This is a genomic window from Frigoribacterium sp. PhB118, from assembly GCF_003751725.1.
GTDB lineage: Bacteria > Actinomycetota > Actinomycetes > Actinomycetales > Microbacteriaceae > Frigoribacterium.
In genome coordinates this window covers 312,506-327,017 of the sequence record NZ_RKID01000001.1, presented here as the reverse complement: position 1 = coordinate 327,017, position 14,512 = coordinate 312,506, and the positions used below count along the sequence as shown (strand labels likewise).

The following is a 14,512-nucleotide window of genomic DNA, read 5'->3' as shown; positions in this document are numbered from 1 at the left end:
CTCGATCATGTCGAGCGTCGACGGACGGAGCGGCGACAGCCGACGTGTTCGACTCGCAGGGCGAGCAGCTGGGCCGCTCCACCACCCGGGGAATGCCGTTCGGCCGACCCGTGTTCGGTCCGGCAGAGAAAGAGGTAGTCATGTCAGACGTGTTGATCGATCGACCCGAGCTCGAGAGCCTGGGGCAGTACGAGTTCGGCTGGTCCGACTCCGACACCGCGGGCGCCTCGGCGCGCCGAGGGGTGTCACCCGAGGTCGTCACCGACATCTCGAACTTGAAGAGCGAACCCGAGTGGATGCTCAAGAACAGGCTCAAGGGCCTGACGCTGTTCGAACGCAAGCCCATGCCGACGTGGGGTGCCGACCTGTCGGGCATCGACTTCGACAACATCAAGTACTTCGTCCGGTCGACCGAGAAGCAGGCGACGACCTGGGACGAGCTGCCGGACGACATCAAGAACACCTACGAGAAGCTCGGCATCCCCGAGGCCGAGCGCAACCGCCTCGTCGCCGGCGTCGCCGCCCAGTACGAGTCCGAGGTGGTCTACCACCAGATCCGCGAGGACCTCGAGCAGCAGGGTGTCATCTTCATGGACACCGACACCGCGCTGCGCGAGCACCCCGAACTCTTCCAGGAGTACTTCGGCACGGTCATCCCGGCCGGCGACAACAAGTTCGCCGCACTGAACACCGCCGTGTGGTCGGGCGGCTCGTTCGTGTACGTGCCCAAGGGCGTCCACGTCGAGATCCCGCTCCAGGCGTACTTCCGCATCAACACCGAGAACATGGGTCAGTTCGAGCGGACGCTGATCATCGCCGACGAGGGCAGCTACGTCCACTACATCGAGGGCTGCACGGCCCCGATCTACAAATCGGACTCCCTGCACTCGGCCGTGGTCGAGATCATCGTGAAGAAGAACGCCCGAGTGCGGTACACGACGATCCAGAACTGGTCGAACAACGTGTACAACCTGGTCACCAAGCGGGCGATCGCGCACGAGGGCGCCACCATGGAGTGGATCGACGGCAACATCGGCTCGAAGGTGACGATGAAGTACCCGTCCATCTACCTGGTCGGTGAGCACGCCAAGGGCGAGACCCTGTCAGTGGCCTTCGCGGGCCCCGGTCAGCACCAGGACGCCGGCGCGAAGATGATCCACATGGCGCCTTACACGACATCGTCCATCGTGTCGAAGTCGATCGCGCGAGGCGGCGGTCGCGCGGGTTACCGTGGCGAGGTGCGAGTCGACGAGGCCGCCCACCACGCGGCCAACACGGTCCGCTGTGACGCCCTGCTCGTCGACACGATCTCTCGTTCCGACACATACCCCGCGATCGACATCCGCGTCGACGACGTCCAGCTCGGTCACGAGGCGACGGTGTCGCGGGTCAGCGAAGAGCAGCTCTTCTACCTCATGTCACGCGGCATGGCCGAAGACGAGGCCATGGCCATGATCGTCCGTGGCTTCATCGAGCCCATCGCCCGCGAACTCCCGATGGAGTACGCGCTCGAACTCAACAAGCTCATCGAGATGAGCATGGAAGGATCAGTCGGCTAGATGTCCGCCGCAGCACCCACCACCACACCAGAGCCCACCACCACGCCGGGCGTCCAGCACGGCGCGGGTGCCCACAGTGACGGCGGCTGGGGCCTCGTGCCCGTCCAGACGCGTTCCGAGCGGTTCACCTCGGTCGACCCCACGGCGTTCCCCGACGTGACCGGTCGCGAGGTGGACTGGAAGCTCAGTCCGGTGTCGCGCCTCCGTCCGTTGATCGACGGAGACCTCGACGGCTCGCCCTACGCCTACCTGGCCCGCGAGACGCCCGGCGCGACCGTCGAATGGGTCGACCGGTCCGACTCCCGTGTCGGCATGGCGGGCACTCCCGAGGACAAGGCCGCCGCCAACGCGTGGTCGAGCGTCGAGAAGGTGCTCGTCGTGTCCCTCGACGGCGACGAACCGTCGGCCATCACCATCGGCCGCTCGGGACTCGACCGTGCACCACGGGCGGGTCACACGCTGATCCACGCCAAGGCCAACAGCCAGTCCATGGTCGTCCTCCGCAACACCGGATCGGCCCAGCTGGTCGAGAACGTCGAGATCGTCGTGGACGAGGGCGCGCACCTCACCGTCGTCACCCTCCAGGAGTGGGACGACGACGCCGTGCACCTCGCGAGCCACCACGCCCGGATCGGGCGCGACGCCCAGCTGAAGCACTTCGTCGTCAGCCTGGGCGGCTCGGTCGTCCGTGTCAACCCGTCGGCCCACCTGGCCGAGCAGGGCGCGGACGCCGAGCTCTACGGCGTGTACTTCGCGGACGCCGGTCAGCACCTCGAACAGCAGGTATACGTGAACCACGACGCCCCCAAGACGCGGAGCCGGGTGAACTACAAGGGCGCCCTGCAGGGCGCCGGTGCCCGCACGGTGTGGATCGGCGACGTCCTGATCGGTCGGACGGCTCCCGGCACCGACAGCTACGAGCAGAACCGCAACCTGGTGTTGAGCGAGGGCACGCGTGCCGACTCGATCCCGAACCTCGAGATCGAGACCGGCGACATCGAAGGCGCCGGTCACGCCAGCGCGACGGGTCGCTTCGACGACGAGCACCTCTTCTACCTCCAGTCGCGCGGCATCTCCGAGCACGAGGCGCGTCGCCTCGTCGTCCTCGGATTCCTCGTCGAGGTCATCCAGAAGATCGGGGACGCCGACCTGCAGACCCGCCTCGTGGACGCCATCGAGGTCGAACTGGCCGCGGGCGAGGCGACCTCGACCGAGACGATCGCCTGATGGTGACGAAGGTCTGCGGCGTCGACGACGTCAGCCCCTCCCAGGCCCACCGCGTCGTCGTCGACGGCGTCGCGATCGCCGTCGTGAAGGACAGCGCCGGCACCATCCACGCCATCGGCGACACCTGCACCCACGGCGACATCTCGCTCTCCGAGGGCTTCGTCGAGGACGACACCCTCGAATGCTGGGCCCACGGCTCGAAGTTCGAGCTCACCACCGGCAAGCCGCTCACGCTGCCCGCCTACGAACCCGTACCGGTCTTCTCGGTCTCCGTCATCGACGGCGAGGTGTACGTCGACACCACCTCGACCTCCACCGACGCCGCACAGTAAAGGAACAGAACGCATGTCCACTCTCGAGATCCGTGACCTCAAGGTCAGCATCGACACCGACGCCGGCCCCAAGCCCATCCTCAAGGGCGTCGACCTCACCATCAACGAGGGCGAGATCCACGCCGTCATGGGCCCCAACGGCTCGGGCAAGTCGACGCTCGCCTACACGATCGCCGGCCACCCCCGCTACAACGTCGACGGCGGATCGATCCTGCTCGACGGGCGCGAGGTGCTCGAGATGAGCGTCGACGAGCGTGCCAAGGCGGGCCTCTTCCTCGCCATGCAGTACCCAGTCGAGATCCCCGGAGTCACGGTCTCGAACTTCCTCCGGACGGCCAAGACGGCCCTGGACGGAGAGGCCCCCGCGATCCGCGGCTGGATCAAGGACCTCCGCGAGTCGATGACCGCCCTCAAGATGGACTCGGCCTTCGCCGAGCGCAACGTCAACGAGGGTTTCTCGGGTGGCGAGAAGAAGCGCCACGAGATCATGCAACTCGAACTGCTTAAGCCGAAGTTCGCCGTCCTCGACGAGACCGACTCCGGTCTGGACGTCGACGCCCTCAAGATCGTGTCCGAGGGTGTCAACCGCGCGAAGGCCAACACCGGCCTCGGTCTGTTGCTCATCACGCACTACACGCGCATCCTCCGTTACATCAAGCCCGACTTCGTCCACGTCTTCGTCGACGGCCACGTCGCCGACGAGGGCGGCCCCGAGCTGGCCGACCGTCTCGAGAACGAGGGCTACGACCGGTACGTGACGGCCGCCGCCGCCGAGGCCGCCGCGACCTCGGCGGTCTGACCATGGCCGTCGCACTCAGCCCCGAGAAGTTCGACCAGACCATCGAGGCCCTGAAAGAGGTCGTCGACCCCGAGCTGGGCGTCAACATCGTCGACCTCGGTCTCATCTACGACCTGGCGATGGACGAAGAGCACGAGAACGCCCTCATCATCAGCATGACGCTCACGAGTGCAGGCTGCCCGTTGACGGACGTCATCGAGGGTGACACGGCCAACGCCCTCGACGGGGTCGTGGACGCGTTCCGCATCAACTGGGTGTGGATGCCGCCGTGGGGCCCCGACCGCATCACGGACGACGGACGCGACATGATGCGAGCCATCGGGTTCTCCATCTGAGAGTCGCCCGACGACGACACGACGAAGCCCCGCCCCTCCGAGAGGGGCGGGGCTTCGTCGTCGCGTCCCTCGCCGAGCACGCCGAGGGAGCGGGAGGCGGCTAGTCGCCGATGCGCTTCAGAGCACGCCAGGCGAGGGGCAGGGCCGCCGCCGCGATCAGCCACTTGGCGATCCCGCCCACGATGAACGGGTACAGACCGGCGGCGAGGACGCTCGGCAGGTCGTTCGGCAGGCCCAGCGATCCGAGCACGACGGCCAGGTAGGGGAGGCCCACGGCGAAGGGGATCAGGCTCGCGAGGAAGAACGCGGCGGCAGAACGCCACCATTTCTTGTCCCACTCGCGCTCGGAGAGCCAGCCGATGACGGCAGCCGCCACGACGAATCCGATGACGAAGCCGAAGCTCGGCTTGAGGACGCTGAGGGGACCGCCCGAGAACTCGGCGAAGATCGGCAGGCCGGCGACTCCCAGCACGAGGTAGGTGGCCAACGACAGCGCCCCTCGACGGGCCCCGAGGGAGGCGCCGACGAGCATGACGCCGAGCGTCTGTCCCGTGACGGGCACCGGCCAGAGCGGCACCTGGACCTGCGCGAGCGCCGAGACGACGGCGACTCCACCGAGGACGAGGGCCACGTCGGCGGCGGCGCCCCGGGCCACCAGACGGTCGGCGAGGACCGGCCGTGAGGTCGATGCGGCAGTGTTCGTCATGGGGACTCCTAGAATGGGTAGGTTGATCGGCCGAGCGGCTGGTCGGCAGCGCAGTGCTGCGACCCTCTCCACACGACGTCCCCATCTTATGGGCGGCCCCCTTCCGGGCCCCGTTGTGGACTCCTCACCAATCGATTGGACATCTGCTGTGCTCTCCGTGCACGATCTCGAGATCCGCGTCGGCGCGCGCCTCCTCATGGCCGACGTCTCGTTCCGGGTCGACCGGGGCGACAAGATCGGCCTCGTCGGCCGCAACGGCGCCGGCAAGACGACCATGACCAAGACGCTGGCCGGCGAGACCCTCCCGACGGGCGGCAAGATCGAACGCTCCGGCGAGATCGGCTACCTGCCGCAGGACCCCCGCAGCGGCAACCCCGAGGACCTCGCCCGGACGCGCATCCTCGACGCCCGAGGTCTCGGCCAGTTGCTGCTCGGCATCCAGGAAGCGACCCTGGCCATGGGCGACCCCGACCCCGCCGTCGCCGCCCGCGCCATGAAGCGCTACGGCGACCTCGACGACCAGTTCAACGCGCTCGGCGGGTACGCGGCCGAGGCCGAGGCGGCCTCCATCGCGAGCAACCTCAGCCTGCCCGACCGCATCCTCGACCAGCCCCTGTCGACGTTGTCGGGTGGCCAGCGCCGGCGCATCGAACTGGCCCGCATCCTCTTCTCGGCCGCCGACACGATGATCCTCGACGAGCCGACGAACCACCTCGACGCCGATTCGGTCGTCTGGCTGCGCGAGTACCTGAAGACCTACCAGGGCGGCGTCATCGTGATCAGCCACGACATCGAACTCGTCGAGGAGGTCGTCAACCGCGTCTTCTACCTGGACGCCAATCGACAGGCGATCGACGTCTACAACATGGGTTGGCGGAACTACCAGCGACAGCGCGCCGCCGACGAGGAGCGCCGCAAGAAAGAGCGCTCGAACGCCGAGAAGCAGGCCTCGGCCCTGCAGAAGCAGGCGGCCCGGTTCGGCGCCAAGGCGTCGAAGGCCGCTGCGGCCCACCAGATGGTGGCTCGGGCCGAGAAGCTCCTCTCGGGACTGGACGAGGTCCGCGCGGTCGACCGCGTGGCGAAGCTGCGCTTCCCGACGCCGGTCGCGTGTGGCAAGACGCCGCTGATGGCCTCGAACCTCTCGAAGAGCTACGGTTCCCTCGAGATCTTCACGGCCGTGGACCTCGCCATCGACCGCGGCTCGAAGGTCGTCATCCTGGGCCTGAACGGTGCGGGCAAGACGACGCTGCTCCGCATCCTCGCCGGGGTCGACGCTCCCGACACCGGGCAGCTCGAACCGGGCCACGGGTTGCGGGTCGGCTACTACGCCCAGGAGCACGAGACGATCGACGTCAAGCGCAGCGTCCTCGAGAACATGGTGTCCTCCTCTCCGAACATCACCGAGATGGAGGCGCGACGCGTGTTGGGCTCGTTCCTCTTCACGGGCGACGACTCGGCGAAGCCGGCCGGCGTGCTGTCCGGCGGCGAGAAGACCCGACTGGCGCTGGCCATGATCGTCGTCTCGGGGGCGAACGTCCTGCTGCTCGACGAGCCCACCAACAACCTCGACCCCGCGAGCCGACTCGAGATCCTCGACGCCCTGAGCAACTACGAGGGGGCCGTCGTCCTGGTGAGCCACGACGAGGGTGCCGTCGAGGCCCTGAACCCCGAGCGAGTGCTGATCATGCCCGAGGGCACCGAGGACCACTGGACCCCGGACTACTCCGACCTGATCAACCTCGCCTGACCCGGGCACCGGCCCAAGCCCCAGGCCCCAGGCTCCCGGCCCTGGGTGCCGTAGGGCCCCGGTCCACCCGGGCCCGGCCGGCGGTCCGGTCAGCGGTGGGCGCCGTCCAGGATCTCGTCCTCGACGTCGTTGTCGTGGCGGGGTCGGGCGTCACGACGGCGCTGGCGTTCTGCCTCGCGTTCGACTAGTTCGTCGTCGTCCGCGTTCTGGTTGCGGTACTCCTGGCGGAACACGTAGAACAGGAACCCGAAGGCACCGACCGCGAACATGAGCCACTGGACGAAGTACGACAGGTTCAGACCGGTGTCGATCTCGGGCTTCGAGGACGGCACGGGTGCCGTGGCCGGCGCGGGGCTCTCGCTGACGACCAGACCGTAGGCGCTCGAGTAGACGGGCTGCCCGACTCGCGATTCGACCTCGCTGAGTTGGATGGTCGCGATCTGGTTCGTCCCGGGGACGCCCGTGCGGTCGCCCAGTGCCGGCTCGCCCGGCTTCAGGCGTGCGACCACGGTGACGTCGCCCGAAGGAGGCGCGGGCACGACGTCGGGGGAGTCCTGGGCGTTGCCGGTGGGTACCCAACCGCGGTCCACCACGAAGACGTCGCCCTGGGTGGTGCGGAACGGGACGAGGACCTCGAAGCCGGGTTGGCCGTTGAGCGGACGGTTGCGGACCAGCAACTCGTCGTCGGTGAGGTAGCGCCCCGTCATCTCGACCGGTTGCCACTCCTGGGCCGCGTCGTAGGACGACAGTTCGGGCAGGGCCTGGTGGAGGGGGACCGGGTCGGCGTCGTAGGTCTGCTCGAGCTGGTGCACGACCGCGAGCTTCTCGTCGTGTCGGGACCACTGCCAGTGCGCGAGGAACACGCAGATGATCGCGAACGCGACGGCGACGGCGAGGTAGCCCAGCCATCTGCGTGAGAGGGCGAAGCGGATGTTCGTCACCGCGCCTCCGTTCCGACCTGTTCGACGACCTCTGACACCCCCGTCACGACGACCGGGAAGTCACGTGCCGCGAGGAACTCGCGCAGGAAGTCGACGTGCTCGTCGCATGCCGACCACACCTTGACCCGGTCGATGCCGTGGATCTTGGGGTTGCGCCAGTGGACATTATGCCGTGCCTCGGCTCGACAGGAGGCGCGAGAGCACTGGACGCCGACGGGATCGAGACCGAGCATCAGACGGTGGACCGATCGTGGTCGGGCTCGCCGGGATCGTCGTCGGACGGGTCGGCGGGGCCCGCAGGACCGGCGTCGCCGTCGACCACCGTCGGTCGGAACGGCGCCTGGGGCTCGCGGTACAGCTCGATGCCGCCGGGGCTCTCGACCGCGTCGCCGGACTCGTGACCGACGTTGGCGAACACCACGGCGATGTACGGGATGACGACGGCACCGATGACGGGCAACAACGTCCACCACCCGAGGGGGAAGACGAAGCAGAGGGCGATGCAGACCAACCTGATGCCCATCGCCACCAGGTACTTGACCATGCGGGAGTGCCGGTCGTCGGTGGGGGAGGGGGGCAGGGACGTGATCGTGTTCGAGGCCTTCACGGGGCACACCTCGATGTCGGGAGGAGGGTGGACGCACCACGGACGGGTGCCGGATCGATCTCGGGGACCAGACGTCCGGGGGACCGCCTCGATCCTAAGACCCGGGTCCGACAGTAGGCTGGTCGGCGGCCTGCCGATCACAGGTTCGCCGTGAGTCCGCCGCACCGAGCGGTGGCCGTCGAGATCGCCCCCGAGGAGACCACCCATGACCACGCCCCGCACCGTCCTCGTCACCGGCGGCAACCGAGGCATCGGCTTCGCCATCGCGGAGGAGTTCGTCGCCCAGGGACACCGCGTCGCCGTCACCGCCCGGAGCGGTCAGGGCCCCGAGGGCACGCTGACCGTCGTCGCCGACGTCACCGACGCCGCCTCGATCGACGCGGCCTTCAGCACCGTCGAGGCCGAGCTCGGCCCGGTCGAGGTCGTCGTGGCCAACGCCGGCATCACGAAGGACGGTCTGCTCATGCGCATGACCGAGGACGACTTCACCTCGGTCGTCGACACCAACCTCGGTGGGGCCTTCCGCGTCGTGAAGCGGGCGTCCAAGGGCATGCTCAAGGCCCGGTTCGGCCGCATCGTGCTCGTGTCGAGCGTGGTCGGCCTCTACGGCGGACCGGGTCAGGCCAACTACGCGGCCTCGAAGGCGGGCCTCGTCGGCTTCGCCCGCTCCCTGACCCGCGAGCTCGGTGCCCGCGGCATCACCGCCAACGTGGTGGCCCCCGGCTTCGTCGAGACCGACATGACCGCCGTCCTGCCCGAGGCTCAGCAGGCCGAGTACAAGAAGAGCATCCCCGCCGGCCGGTACGGCACGACGGCCGAGGTCGCGAAGACGATCACGTGGCTCGCGGGCGACGACGCCGCCTACATCTCGGGTGCCGTGATCCCCGTCGACGGCGGCCTCGGCATGGGCCACTAGGCCCACCGGGCAGGAGGCGCGGGTCGACCACCGACGGGCGCCCGCCCCGTCCGGTGGCTCAGCCCCGGAGCCCGAGCAGGGGCAGCACCTGGGACAGGTCGTTCGTCCCGACGACCACGTCGGCGCGCTCCCGGACCCGCGGCTTGGCGTTGAACGCCACCGAGAGCCCTGCCACGGCCATCATCTCGAGGTCGTTGGCCCCGTCGCCGACCGCGACGGTGTGCGCGAGGTCGACCCGCGCCTCCTCGGCCCATCCGCGAAGAGCGGCGGCCTTGGCGTGCGCGTCGATCACGGGACCGGAGACCCGTCCGGTCAGCCTGCCCCCACGGAGCTCGAGGCGGTTGGCCCGGCGGAAGTCGAGCCCCAGGTCGTCCGCGAGCGGGTCGAGGGTCTCGTGGAACCCACCGGACACGACGCCCACCAGACCGTCGGCGGCATGGACGCCGTCGACGAGTTCACGGACGCCGCGGGTCGGCGTGAGGTGCGCTCGGACCTCGGCGAGGACCGACTCGGGCAGACCCTCGAGGGTCGCGACGCGCTCGGCGAGACTCGAGGCGAAGTCCAGCTCGCCGGCCATGGCCCGGGAGGTCACGTCCTCGACGTGCGCCCGGGAGCCGGCGGCGTCGGCGAGGAGTTCGATGACCTCGTCCTCGATCAGGGTGGAGTCGACGTCGAGGACGATGAGGAAACGCGGCACGCCGACAGCCTAGGGCCGCCGACGCACCGCGCCGCTCGTGTGACTCCGGGCGTCTACTGGTCGACCCGGACGCCCTTGCCGACCACCGTGATGCCGGAGGGCGTGACGGTGAACCCGCGGGCCCGGTCGGCCTCGGGATCGACGCCGACGGAGGCGCCGGCCGCGATGACGACGTCCTTGTCGAGGATCGCCCGGTTGACGACGGCGTTCGGGCCGACGTGGGCCCGCTCGAAGACCACCGAGTCGACGACCCGCGAGCCGCTGTCGAGGGTGCACCATGGCCCCAGGACGCTGCGCTCCACGTGCGCTCCCGAGAGCAACGAGCCGAGCGACACGATCGAGTCGATCGTCGTGCCGAGGTTGCCGTGGCCGTCGCGGACGAACTTCGCGGGGGGCGAGTTGAGCTGCTGGCTGAAGATCGGCCAGTCGGTGTTGTAGAGGTTGAAGATCGGCAGGGCCGAGATCAGGTCGCGGTGCGCGTCGTAGAACGAGTCGATGGTGCCGACGTCGCGCCAGTAGTAGCGGTCGCGCTCGGTCGACCCGGGCACCTCGTTGCGGTTGAGGTCGTACACCGCCGCGTCGCCCCGGGAGACGAAGTCGGGGACGATGTCCCCGCCCATGTCGTGGTTGGAGTCGGGCTTCTCGCCGTCGCGCAGCACGGCGTCGATCAGGACGTCCGCGTCGAAGACGTAGTTGCCCATCGACGCGAGGATCTCGTCGGGGGAGTCCGGCAGGCCCGTGGCGTCGGTCGGCTTCTCGAGGAACCGGCCGATGCGGGTCGGGTCGTCCGAGTCGACCTCGATCACGCCGAACTGGTCGGCCAGCGAGATGGGCTGACGGATGGCGGCGACGGTGACCCCGGCGCCCGAGGCGATGTGCGCCTCGATCATCTGCGAGAAGTCCATGCGGTAGACGTGGTCGGCACCCACCACGACGACGATGTCGGGCTTCTCGTCACGCAGGAGGTTCAGGCTCTGCAGGATCGCGTCGGCGCTGCCGGCGAACCATCGCTTGCCGAGCCGCTGCTGTGCCGGGACCGAGGCGACGTAGGCACCCAGCAGGCCCTCGATGCTCCAGGTCTGCGACACGTGGCGGTCGAGGCTGTGCGACTTGTACTGGGTCAGGACGACGATCTGCCGGAGACCCGAGTTGATCAGGTTCGACAGGGCGAAGTCGATGAGACGGTAGTTGCCACCGAACGGGACAGCGGGTTTCGCGCGGTCGGCGGTCAGCGGCATCAGGCGTTTGCCCTCGCCACCAGCCAGGACGATGCCGAAGATCTTCTTTGATGCCATGGGGCCAGAATGGCACGATTCGCGGTCGCACGACTACGGTGAACCACGTGCGAGTCGATGTCATCACCAAGGAATACCCGCCCAACGTCTACGGGGGAGCGGGCGTCCACGTCGTCGAACTCGTCAAGGCCCTGCGTCAGGGCGTCGAGGTGCAGGTCCGTGCCTTCGGCGAGGTCGACCCCGAACCCGACACGACCGGGTACCCCGACCTGCCCCAGCTCGACCAGGCCAACGCCACGCTGCGCACCCTCGGCGTGGACGTCAGCATGGCCCAGGACGTGGCCGGAGCCGACGTCGTCCACAGCCACACCTGGTACGCGAACGCGGCCGGCCAGTTGGCCCAGATGCTGCACGGGGTCCCGCACGTCCTGACGGCCCACAGCCTCGAACCGCTCCGACCCTGGAAGGCCGAACAGCTCGGAGGCGGTTACCGCGTCTCGAGCTGGATCGAGCGTCAGGCCTACGAGACCGCCGACCGCGTCATCGCGGTCAGCGACGGGATGCGCCGCGACATCCTGCGCTCCTACCCGTCGATCGACGAGTCGAAGGTCCAGGTCGTCTACAACGGGATCGACCTCGACGGCTGGAAGCGCGTCGACGACGCCGAGCTGGTCCGCAGCCTGGGCATCGATCCCGACCGCCCCTCCGTCGTCTTCGTCGGTCGCATCACCCGCCAGAAGGGCCTGCCGTACCTGCTGCGCGCGGCCAAGCTGCTGCCGGCCGACGTGCAGCTCGTGCTCTGCGCCGGCGCGCCGGACACCCCCGAGATCATGGCCGAGGTCACGGGTCTCGTCCGAGAGTTGCAAGAGGAGCGCACCGGTGTCGTGTGGATCGACACCGTGCTGCCCCGTCACCAGCTCAGTGCGGTGCTGAGCGCCGCCACCACCTTCGTCTGCCCCTCGGTGTACGAACCCCTCGGCATCGTCAACCTCGAGGCGATGGCCTGCGGCGTTCCTGTCGTCGGGTCCGACACGGGCGGCATCCCCGAGGTCGTCGCGGACGGTCTGACGGGCCGGATCGTGCCCCTCGACCAGGTGCAGGACGGCACCGGCACCCCGGTCGACCCCGACCGCTTCGTGGCCGACCTGGCGGCCACCCTCACCGAGGTCGTCTCCGACCCGGCACTCGCCCGCCTCATGGGACGAGCCGGCCGCATGAGGGCCGAAGAAGAGTTCTCGTGGTCGCGGATCGCCGAGCAGACGCTGGGGATCTACGAGGGCCTGCTCAACTAGGCTGAGGACCATGCCTACCGTCCTGCAGCTCACCGATGTCTCGATCGTCCGAGGCGGCACAGCCGTCGTCGACAAACTGACCTGGACGGTCGACTCCGACGAGCGCTGGGTCGTGCTCGGCCCGAACGGTGCCGGCAAGACGAGCCTGCTGCAGGTCGCCGCCGCGCAGAGCCACCCGTCCTCGGGCGAGGCCAGCATCCTCGGCTCCGACCTCGGCTCCGTCGACCTGTTCGACCTGCGGCCACGCATCGGCTTCGCCTCGACGGCCATCGCCCGGCGCATCCCGGCGAAGGAGAAGGTCGTCGACGTCGTCCTGACGGCCGCCTACTCGGTCACCGGGCGCTGGAACGAAGAGTACGAGGGCGTCGACGTCCGTCGGGCGCACCGCGTGCTCGACGAGTGGAAGCTCGACCACCTCTCGGACCGTACCTTCGGCGAGCTGAGCGACGGCGAGCAGAAGCGCGTCCAGATCGCCCGCTCGGTCATGACCGACCCCGAGTTGCTGCTGCTCGACGAGCCGGCCGCGAGCCTCGACCTCGGCGCCCGCGAAGAGCTGCTTCAGATGCTCTCGGGCTACGCCTCGTCCGAGGGCGCTCCGGCCATCGTCATGGTGACCCACCACGTCGAGGAGATCCCCAAGGGATTCACGCACGCCCTGCTGCTCGACCACGGCTCCGTCGTGGCCGCCGGCCCCCTCGACGAGGTCATCACGGCCGAGACCCTCGGCGCCACGTTCGGCGTCGAACTGCGGGTCGAGTCCGACGGGGGCCGGTACTCGGCCCGCGCCGCGGGCTGAACCGCGCCTCCTACGATCCGGGCCGTCGGTCTGGTATCGTTGATAGCTGGCCCGCAGCGATGCTGCATGCGCCTCCTGAACTCACCATCATCACTCGTTCGATAGACCTAGGACAATCATGAAGACCGACATCCACCCCGAGTACAAGCAGATCGTCTTCCGGGACCTCGCGTCGGGCGCCACGTTCCTCACGCGCTCCACGACGACCAGCGACAAGACCATCGAGCTCGACGGTGAGACCTACCCGGTCATCGACGTCGAGATCTCGTCCGAGTCGCACCCGTTCTACACGGGCAAGCAGCGCATCCTCGACTCGGCCGGTCGCGTCGAGAAGTTCAACTCGCGCTACAAGAACTTCGGCAAGTAGGCCACAGCCCACACGCCCGAAAGAGGCGGTCCACTTCGGTGGGCCGCCTCTTTCGTGCGCCCGGGTGAGGGTGCCCGACCGAGAGGGTGGACGCCGACAGGACACCGCACCGCAGGAGGCCCGGGCGAGCCCAGGAGGCGGAGGCGCGGGTGAGCCCAGGAGGCGCGGTGCCGCGTTCGTGCTCAGGCGAACGGCAGGGGGCGATGCGGCCAGTCACCGTGGGCGGTAAAGGTGGGGTCTTTCGCACGGCGCATGTACTGCTGGAAACTCTCGGCCTGGGTCGAGCACCACCCGACCTGGAGGTCGTGCAACTCGGTCACGGGCACGTCGAGGCGATCGGGATACCGCTTGGCCATCGCCTGGGCGACACGGCCGGCGGCGATGGCGTCGGCCCCGGCGTCGTGGGCGTCGTCGAGCGAGACGCCGTAGACGGCCGCGGCGGCCTCGAGGGTGCGTTTGCCCTTGCGGTAGGTGTCGACGGCCTTGTCGATGACGAGCGGATCGACGACGCAGCCGATCTCGCCCACCTCGCCGAGAGGTTCGACACCGTGGCGGCGGGCCTCACGATCGAGCAGCGTGAGGTCGTAGGGCGCGTTGTAGACGACCAACGGCACGCCGCGGGCGAAGACGGCACGGATGGCCGCGACGATCTCGGCCACGACCTCGGCGGCCGGTCGCCCCTCGGCTCGGGCCCGCTCGGTCGAGATGCCGTGGACGGCGCTGGCCTGCTCGGGGATCTCGACGCCCGGATCGGCCAACCACTCGCCGTGTGCGACCGTCGCACCGGTGGCGTCGATCAGGCCGACGTGCGCGGTGACGATCCGGGCCGTCTCGACGTCGATGCCCGTCGTCTCGAGGTCGAAGACGCCGAGGGCCTGCCACCAGGCGGCCGGCGGCTCGCCCACGGCCGCGAGGTCGGGGGCGGTGCCGGTCGTGTCGGTGTCAGTCACCCTGTG

17 protein-coding genes are annotated in these 14,512 nt (G+C 68.9%); 10 read left to right on the top strand and 7 right to left on the bottom strand.

The window, feature by feature from the left end; translation table 11 throughout:
* Positions 1–140: 140 nt before the first annotated feature.
* From sufB to EDF21_RS01455, 5 genes are read left to right on the top strand one after another with little or no spacing between them, the layout of a single operon-like run.
* Positions 141–1,559, top strand: a complete 1,419-nt coding sequence (gene sufB, locus EDF21_RS01475; RefSeq protein ID WP_056047429.1) for a Fe-S cluster assembly protein SufB — start codon at positions 141–143, stop codon at positions 1,557–1,559.
* Positions 1,560–2,786: a Fe-S cluster assembly protein SufD gene (gene sufD, locus EDF21_RS01470; RefSeq protein ID WP_123570070.1), complete on the top strand. Its 1,227-nt coding sequence runs from the start codon at positions 1,560–1,562 to the stop codon at positions 2,784–2,786.
* Positions 2,786–3,118, top strand: a complete 333-nt coding sequence (locus EDF21_RS01465; RefSeq protein ID WP_123570069.1) for a non-heme iron oxygenase ferredoxin subunit — start codon at positions 2,786–2,788, stop codon at positions 3,116–3,118. The genes sufD and EDF21_RS01465 overlap by 1 nt, the downstream gene beginning before the upstream one ends.
* Before the next feature lie 13 nt (positions 3,119–3,131).
* Positions 3,132–3,917 carry a Fe-S cluster assembly ATPase SufC gene (sufC, locus tag EDF21_RS01460; RefSeq protein ID WP_056045210.1) on the top strand — a complete coding sequence of 262 codons (786 nt, stop codon included), beginning with the start codon at positions 3,132–3,134 and terminating at the stop codon, positions 3,915–3,917.
* A gap of 2 nt (positions 3,918–3,919) precedes the next feature.
* Positions 3,920–4,252, top strand: coding sequence for a metal-sulfur cluster assembly factor (locus EDF21_RS01455; RefSeq protein WP_043594998.1), 333 nt, complete (start codon positions 3,920–3,922; stop codon positions 4,250–4,252).
* Between the two features lie 100 nt (positions 4,253–4,352).
* Here the strand turns inward: EDF21_RS01455 and EDF21_RS01450 are convergent, their stop codons facing one another.
* Positions 4,353–4,958 (bottom strand): biotin transporter BioY, encoded by a 606-nt coding sequence (locus tag EDF21_RS01450; protein ID WP_056045207.1) that lies wholly within the window; start codon positions 4,956–4,958, stop codon positions 4,353–4,355.
* A gap of 148 nt (positions 4,959–5,106) precedes the next feature.
* Between EDF21_RS01450 and EDF21_RS01445 the strand changes: the two genes are divergently transcribed.
* The gene (locus tag EDF21_RS01445) at positions 5,107–6,705 is read left to right on the top strand and encodes an ABC-F family ATP-binding cassette domain-containing protein (protein WP_056045204.1); all 1,599 of its coding nucleotides are present in this window, start codon (positions 5,107–5,109) and stop codon (positions 6,703–6,705) included.
* 89 nt (positions 6,706–6,794) lie between these two features.
* Here the strand turns inward: EDF21_RS01445 and EDF21_RS01440 are convergent, their stop codons facing one another.
* Genes EDF21_RS01440 through EDF21_RS16950 form a run of 3 tightly spaced genes read right to left on the bottom strand, consistent with a single transcriptional unit; the run spans position 6,795 to position 8,253 of the window.
* On the bottom strand, positions 6,795–7,646 hold the full coding sequence (locus tag EDF21_RS01440; RefSeq protein WP_123570068.1) for an SURF1 family protein: 852 nt from the start codon (positions 7,644–7,646) through the stop codon (positions 6,795–6,797).
* Positions 7,643–7,879: a hypothetical protein gene (locus EDF21_RS01435; RefSeq protein WP_056045199.1), complete on the bottom strand. Its 237-nt coding sequence runs from the start codon at positions 7,877–7,879 to the stop codon at positions 7,643–7,645. The genes EDF21_RS01440 and EDF21_RS01435 overlap by 4 nt, the downstream gene beginning before the upstream one ends.
* Complete coding sequence (locus EDF21_RS16950) at positions 7,879–8,253, bottom strand: DUF3099 domain-containing protein (RefSeq protein ID WP_233568321.1); 375 nt, start codon at positions 8,251–8,253, stop codon at positions 7,879–7,881. Before EDF21_RS16950 ends, EDF21_RS01435 begins: the two co-directional genes overlap by 1 nt.
* A gap of 205 nt (positions 8,254–8,458) precedes the next feature.
* Here EDF21_RS16950 and fabG point away from each other — a divergent pair, with 205 nt between their 5' ends.
* Entirely contained in the window at positions 8,459–9,169 is a 711-nt protein-coding gene (fabG, locus tag EDF21_RS01425; RefSeq protein WP_056045191.1) for a 3-oxoacyl-ACP reductase FabG, read from the top strand.
* Positions 9,170–9,227: 58 nt separating this feature from the next.
* On the opposite strand, the gene serB is transcribed toward fabG, so the two are convergent.
* Positions 9,228–9,866, bottom strand: a complete 639-nt coding sequence (gene serB, locus EDF21_RS01420; protein ID WP_123570066.1) for a phosphoserine phosphatase SerB — start codon at positions 9,864–9,866, stop codon at positions 9,228–9,230.
* Between the two features lie 53 nt (positions 9,867–9,919).
* A complete protein-coding gene (locus EDF21_RS01415) occupies positions 9,920–11,161 on the bottom strand; it encodes a glucose-1-phosphate adenylyltransferase (protein WP_054146106.1) in 1,242 nt (413 codons plus the stop codon).
* Positions 11,162–11,208: 47 nt separating this feature from the next.
* Here EDF21_RS01415 and glgA point away from each other — a divergent pair, with 47 nt between their 5' ends.
* The 3 genes from glgA to EDF21_RS01400 all read left to right on the top strand — a co-directional run bounded on the left by glgA (position 11,209) and on the right by EDF21_RS01400 (position 13,556).
* Positions 11,209–12,393, top strand: coding sequence for a glycogen synthase (gene glgA / locus EDF21_RS01410; RefSeq protein WP_123570768.1), 1,185 nt, complete (start codon positions 11,209–11,211; stop codon positions 12,391–12,393).
* A 10-nt stretch (positions 12,394–12,403) separates the two neighbouring features.
* On the top strand, positions 12,404–13,189 hold the full coding sequence (locus tag EDF21_RS01405; RefSeq protein ID WP_056045184.1) for an ABC transporter ATP-binding protein: 786 nt from the start codon (positions 12,404–12,406) through the stop codon (positions 13,187–13,189).
* A 118-nt stretch (positions 13,190–13,307) separates the two neighbouring features.
* On the top strand, positions 13,308–13,556 hold the full coding sequence (locus EDF21_RS01400; protein WP_043594989.1) for a type B 50S ribosomal protein L31: 249 nt from the start codon (positions 13,308–13,310) through the stop codon (positions 13,554–13,556).
* Between the two features lie 182 nt (positions 13,557–13,738).
* Here EDF21_RS01400 and EDF21_RS01395 read toward each other — a convergent pair whose 3' ends face one another.
* The gene (locus tag EDF21_RS01395) at positions 13,739–14,461 is read right to left on the bottom strand and encodes a 3'-5' exonuclease (RefSeq protein WP_052505248.1); all 723 of its coding nucleotides are present in this window, start codon (positions 14,459–14,461) and stop codon (positions 13,739–13,741) included.
* Positions 14,462–14,512: the final 51 nt, after the last annotated feature.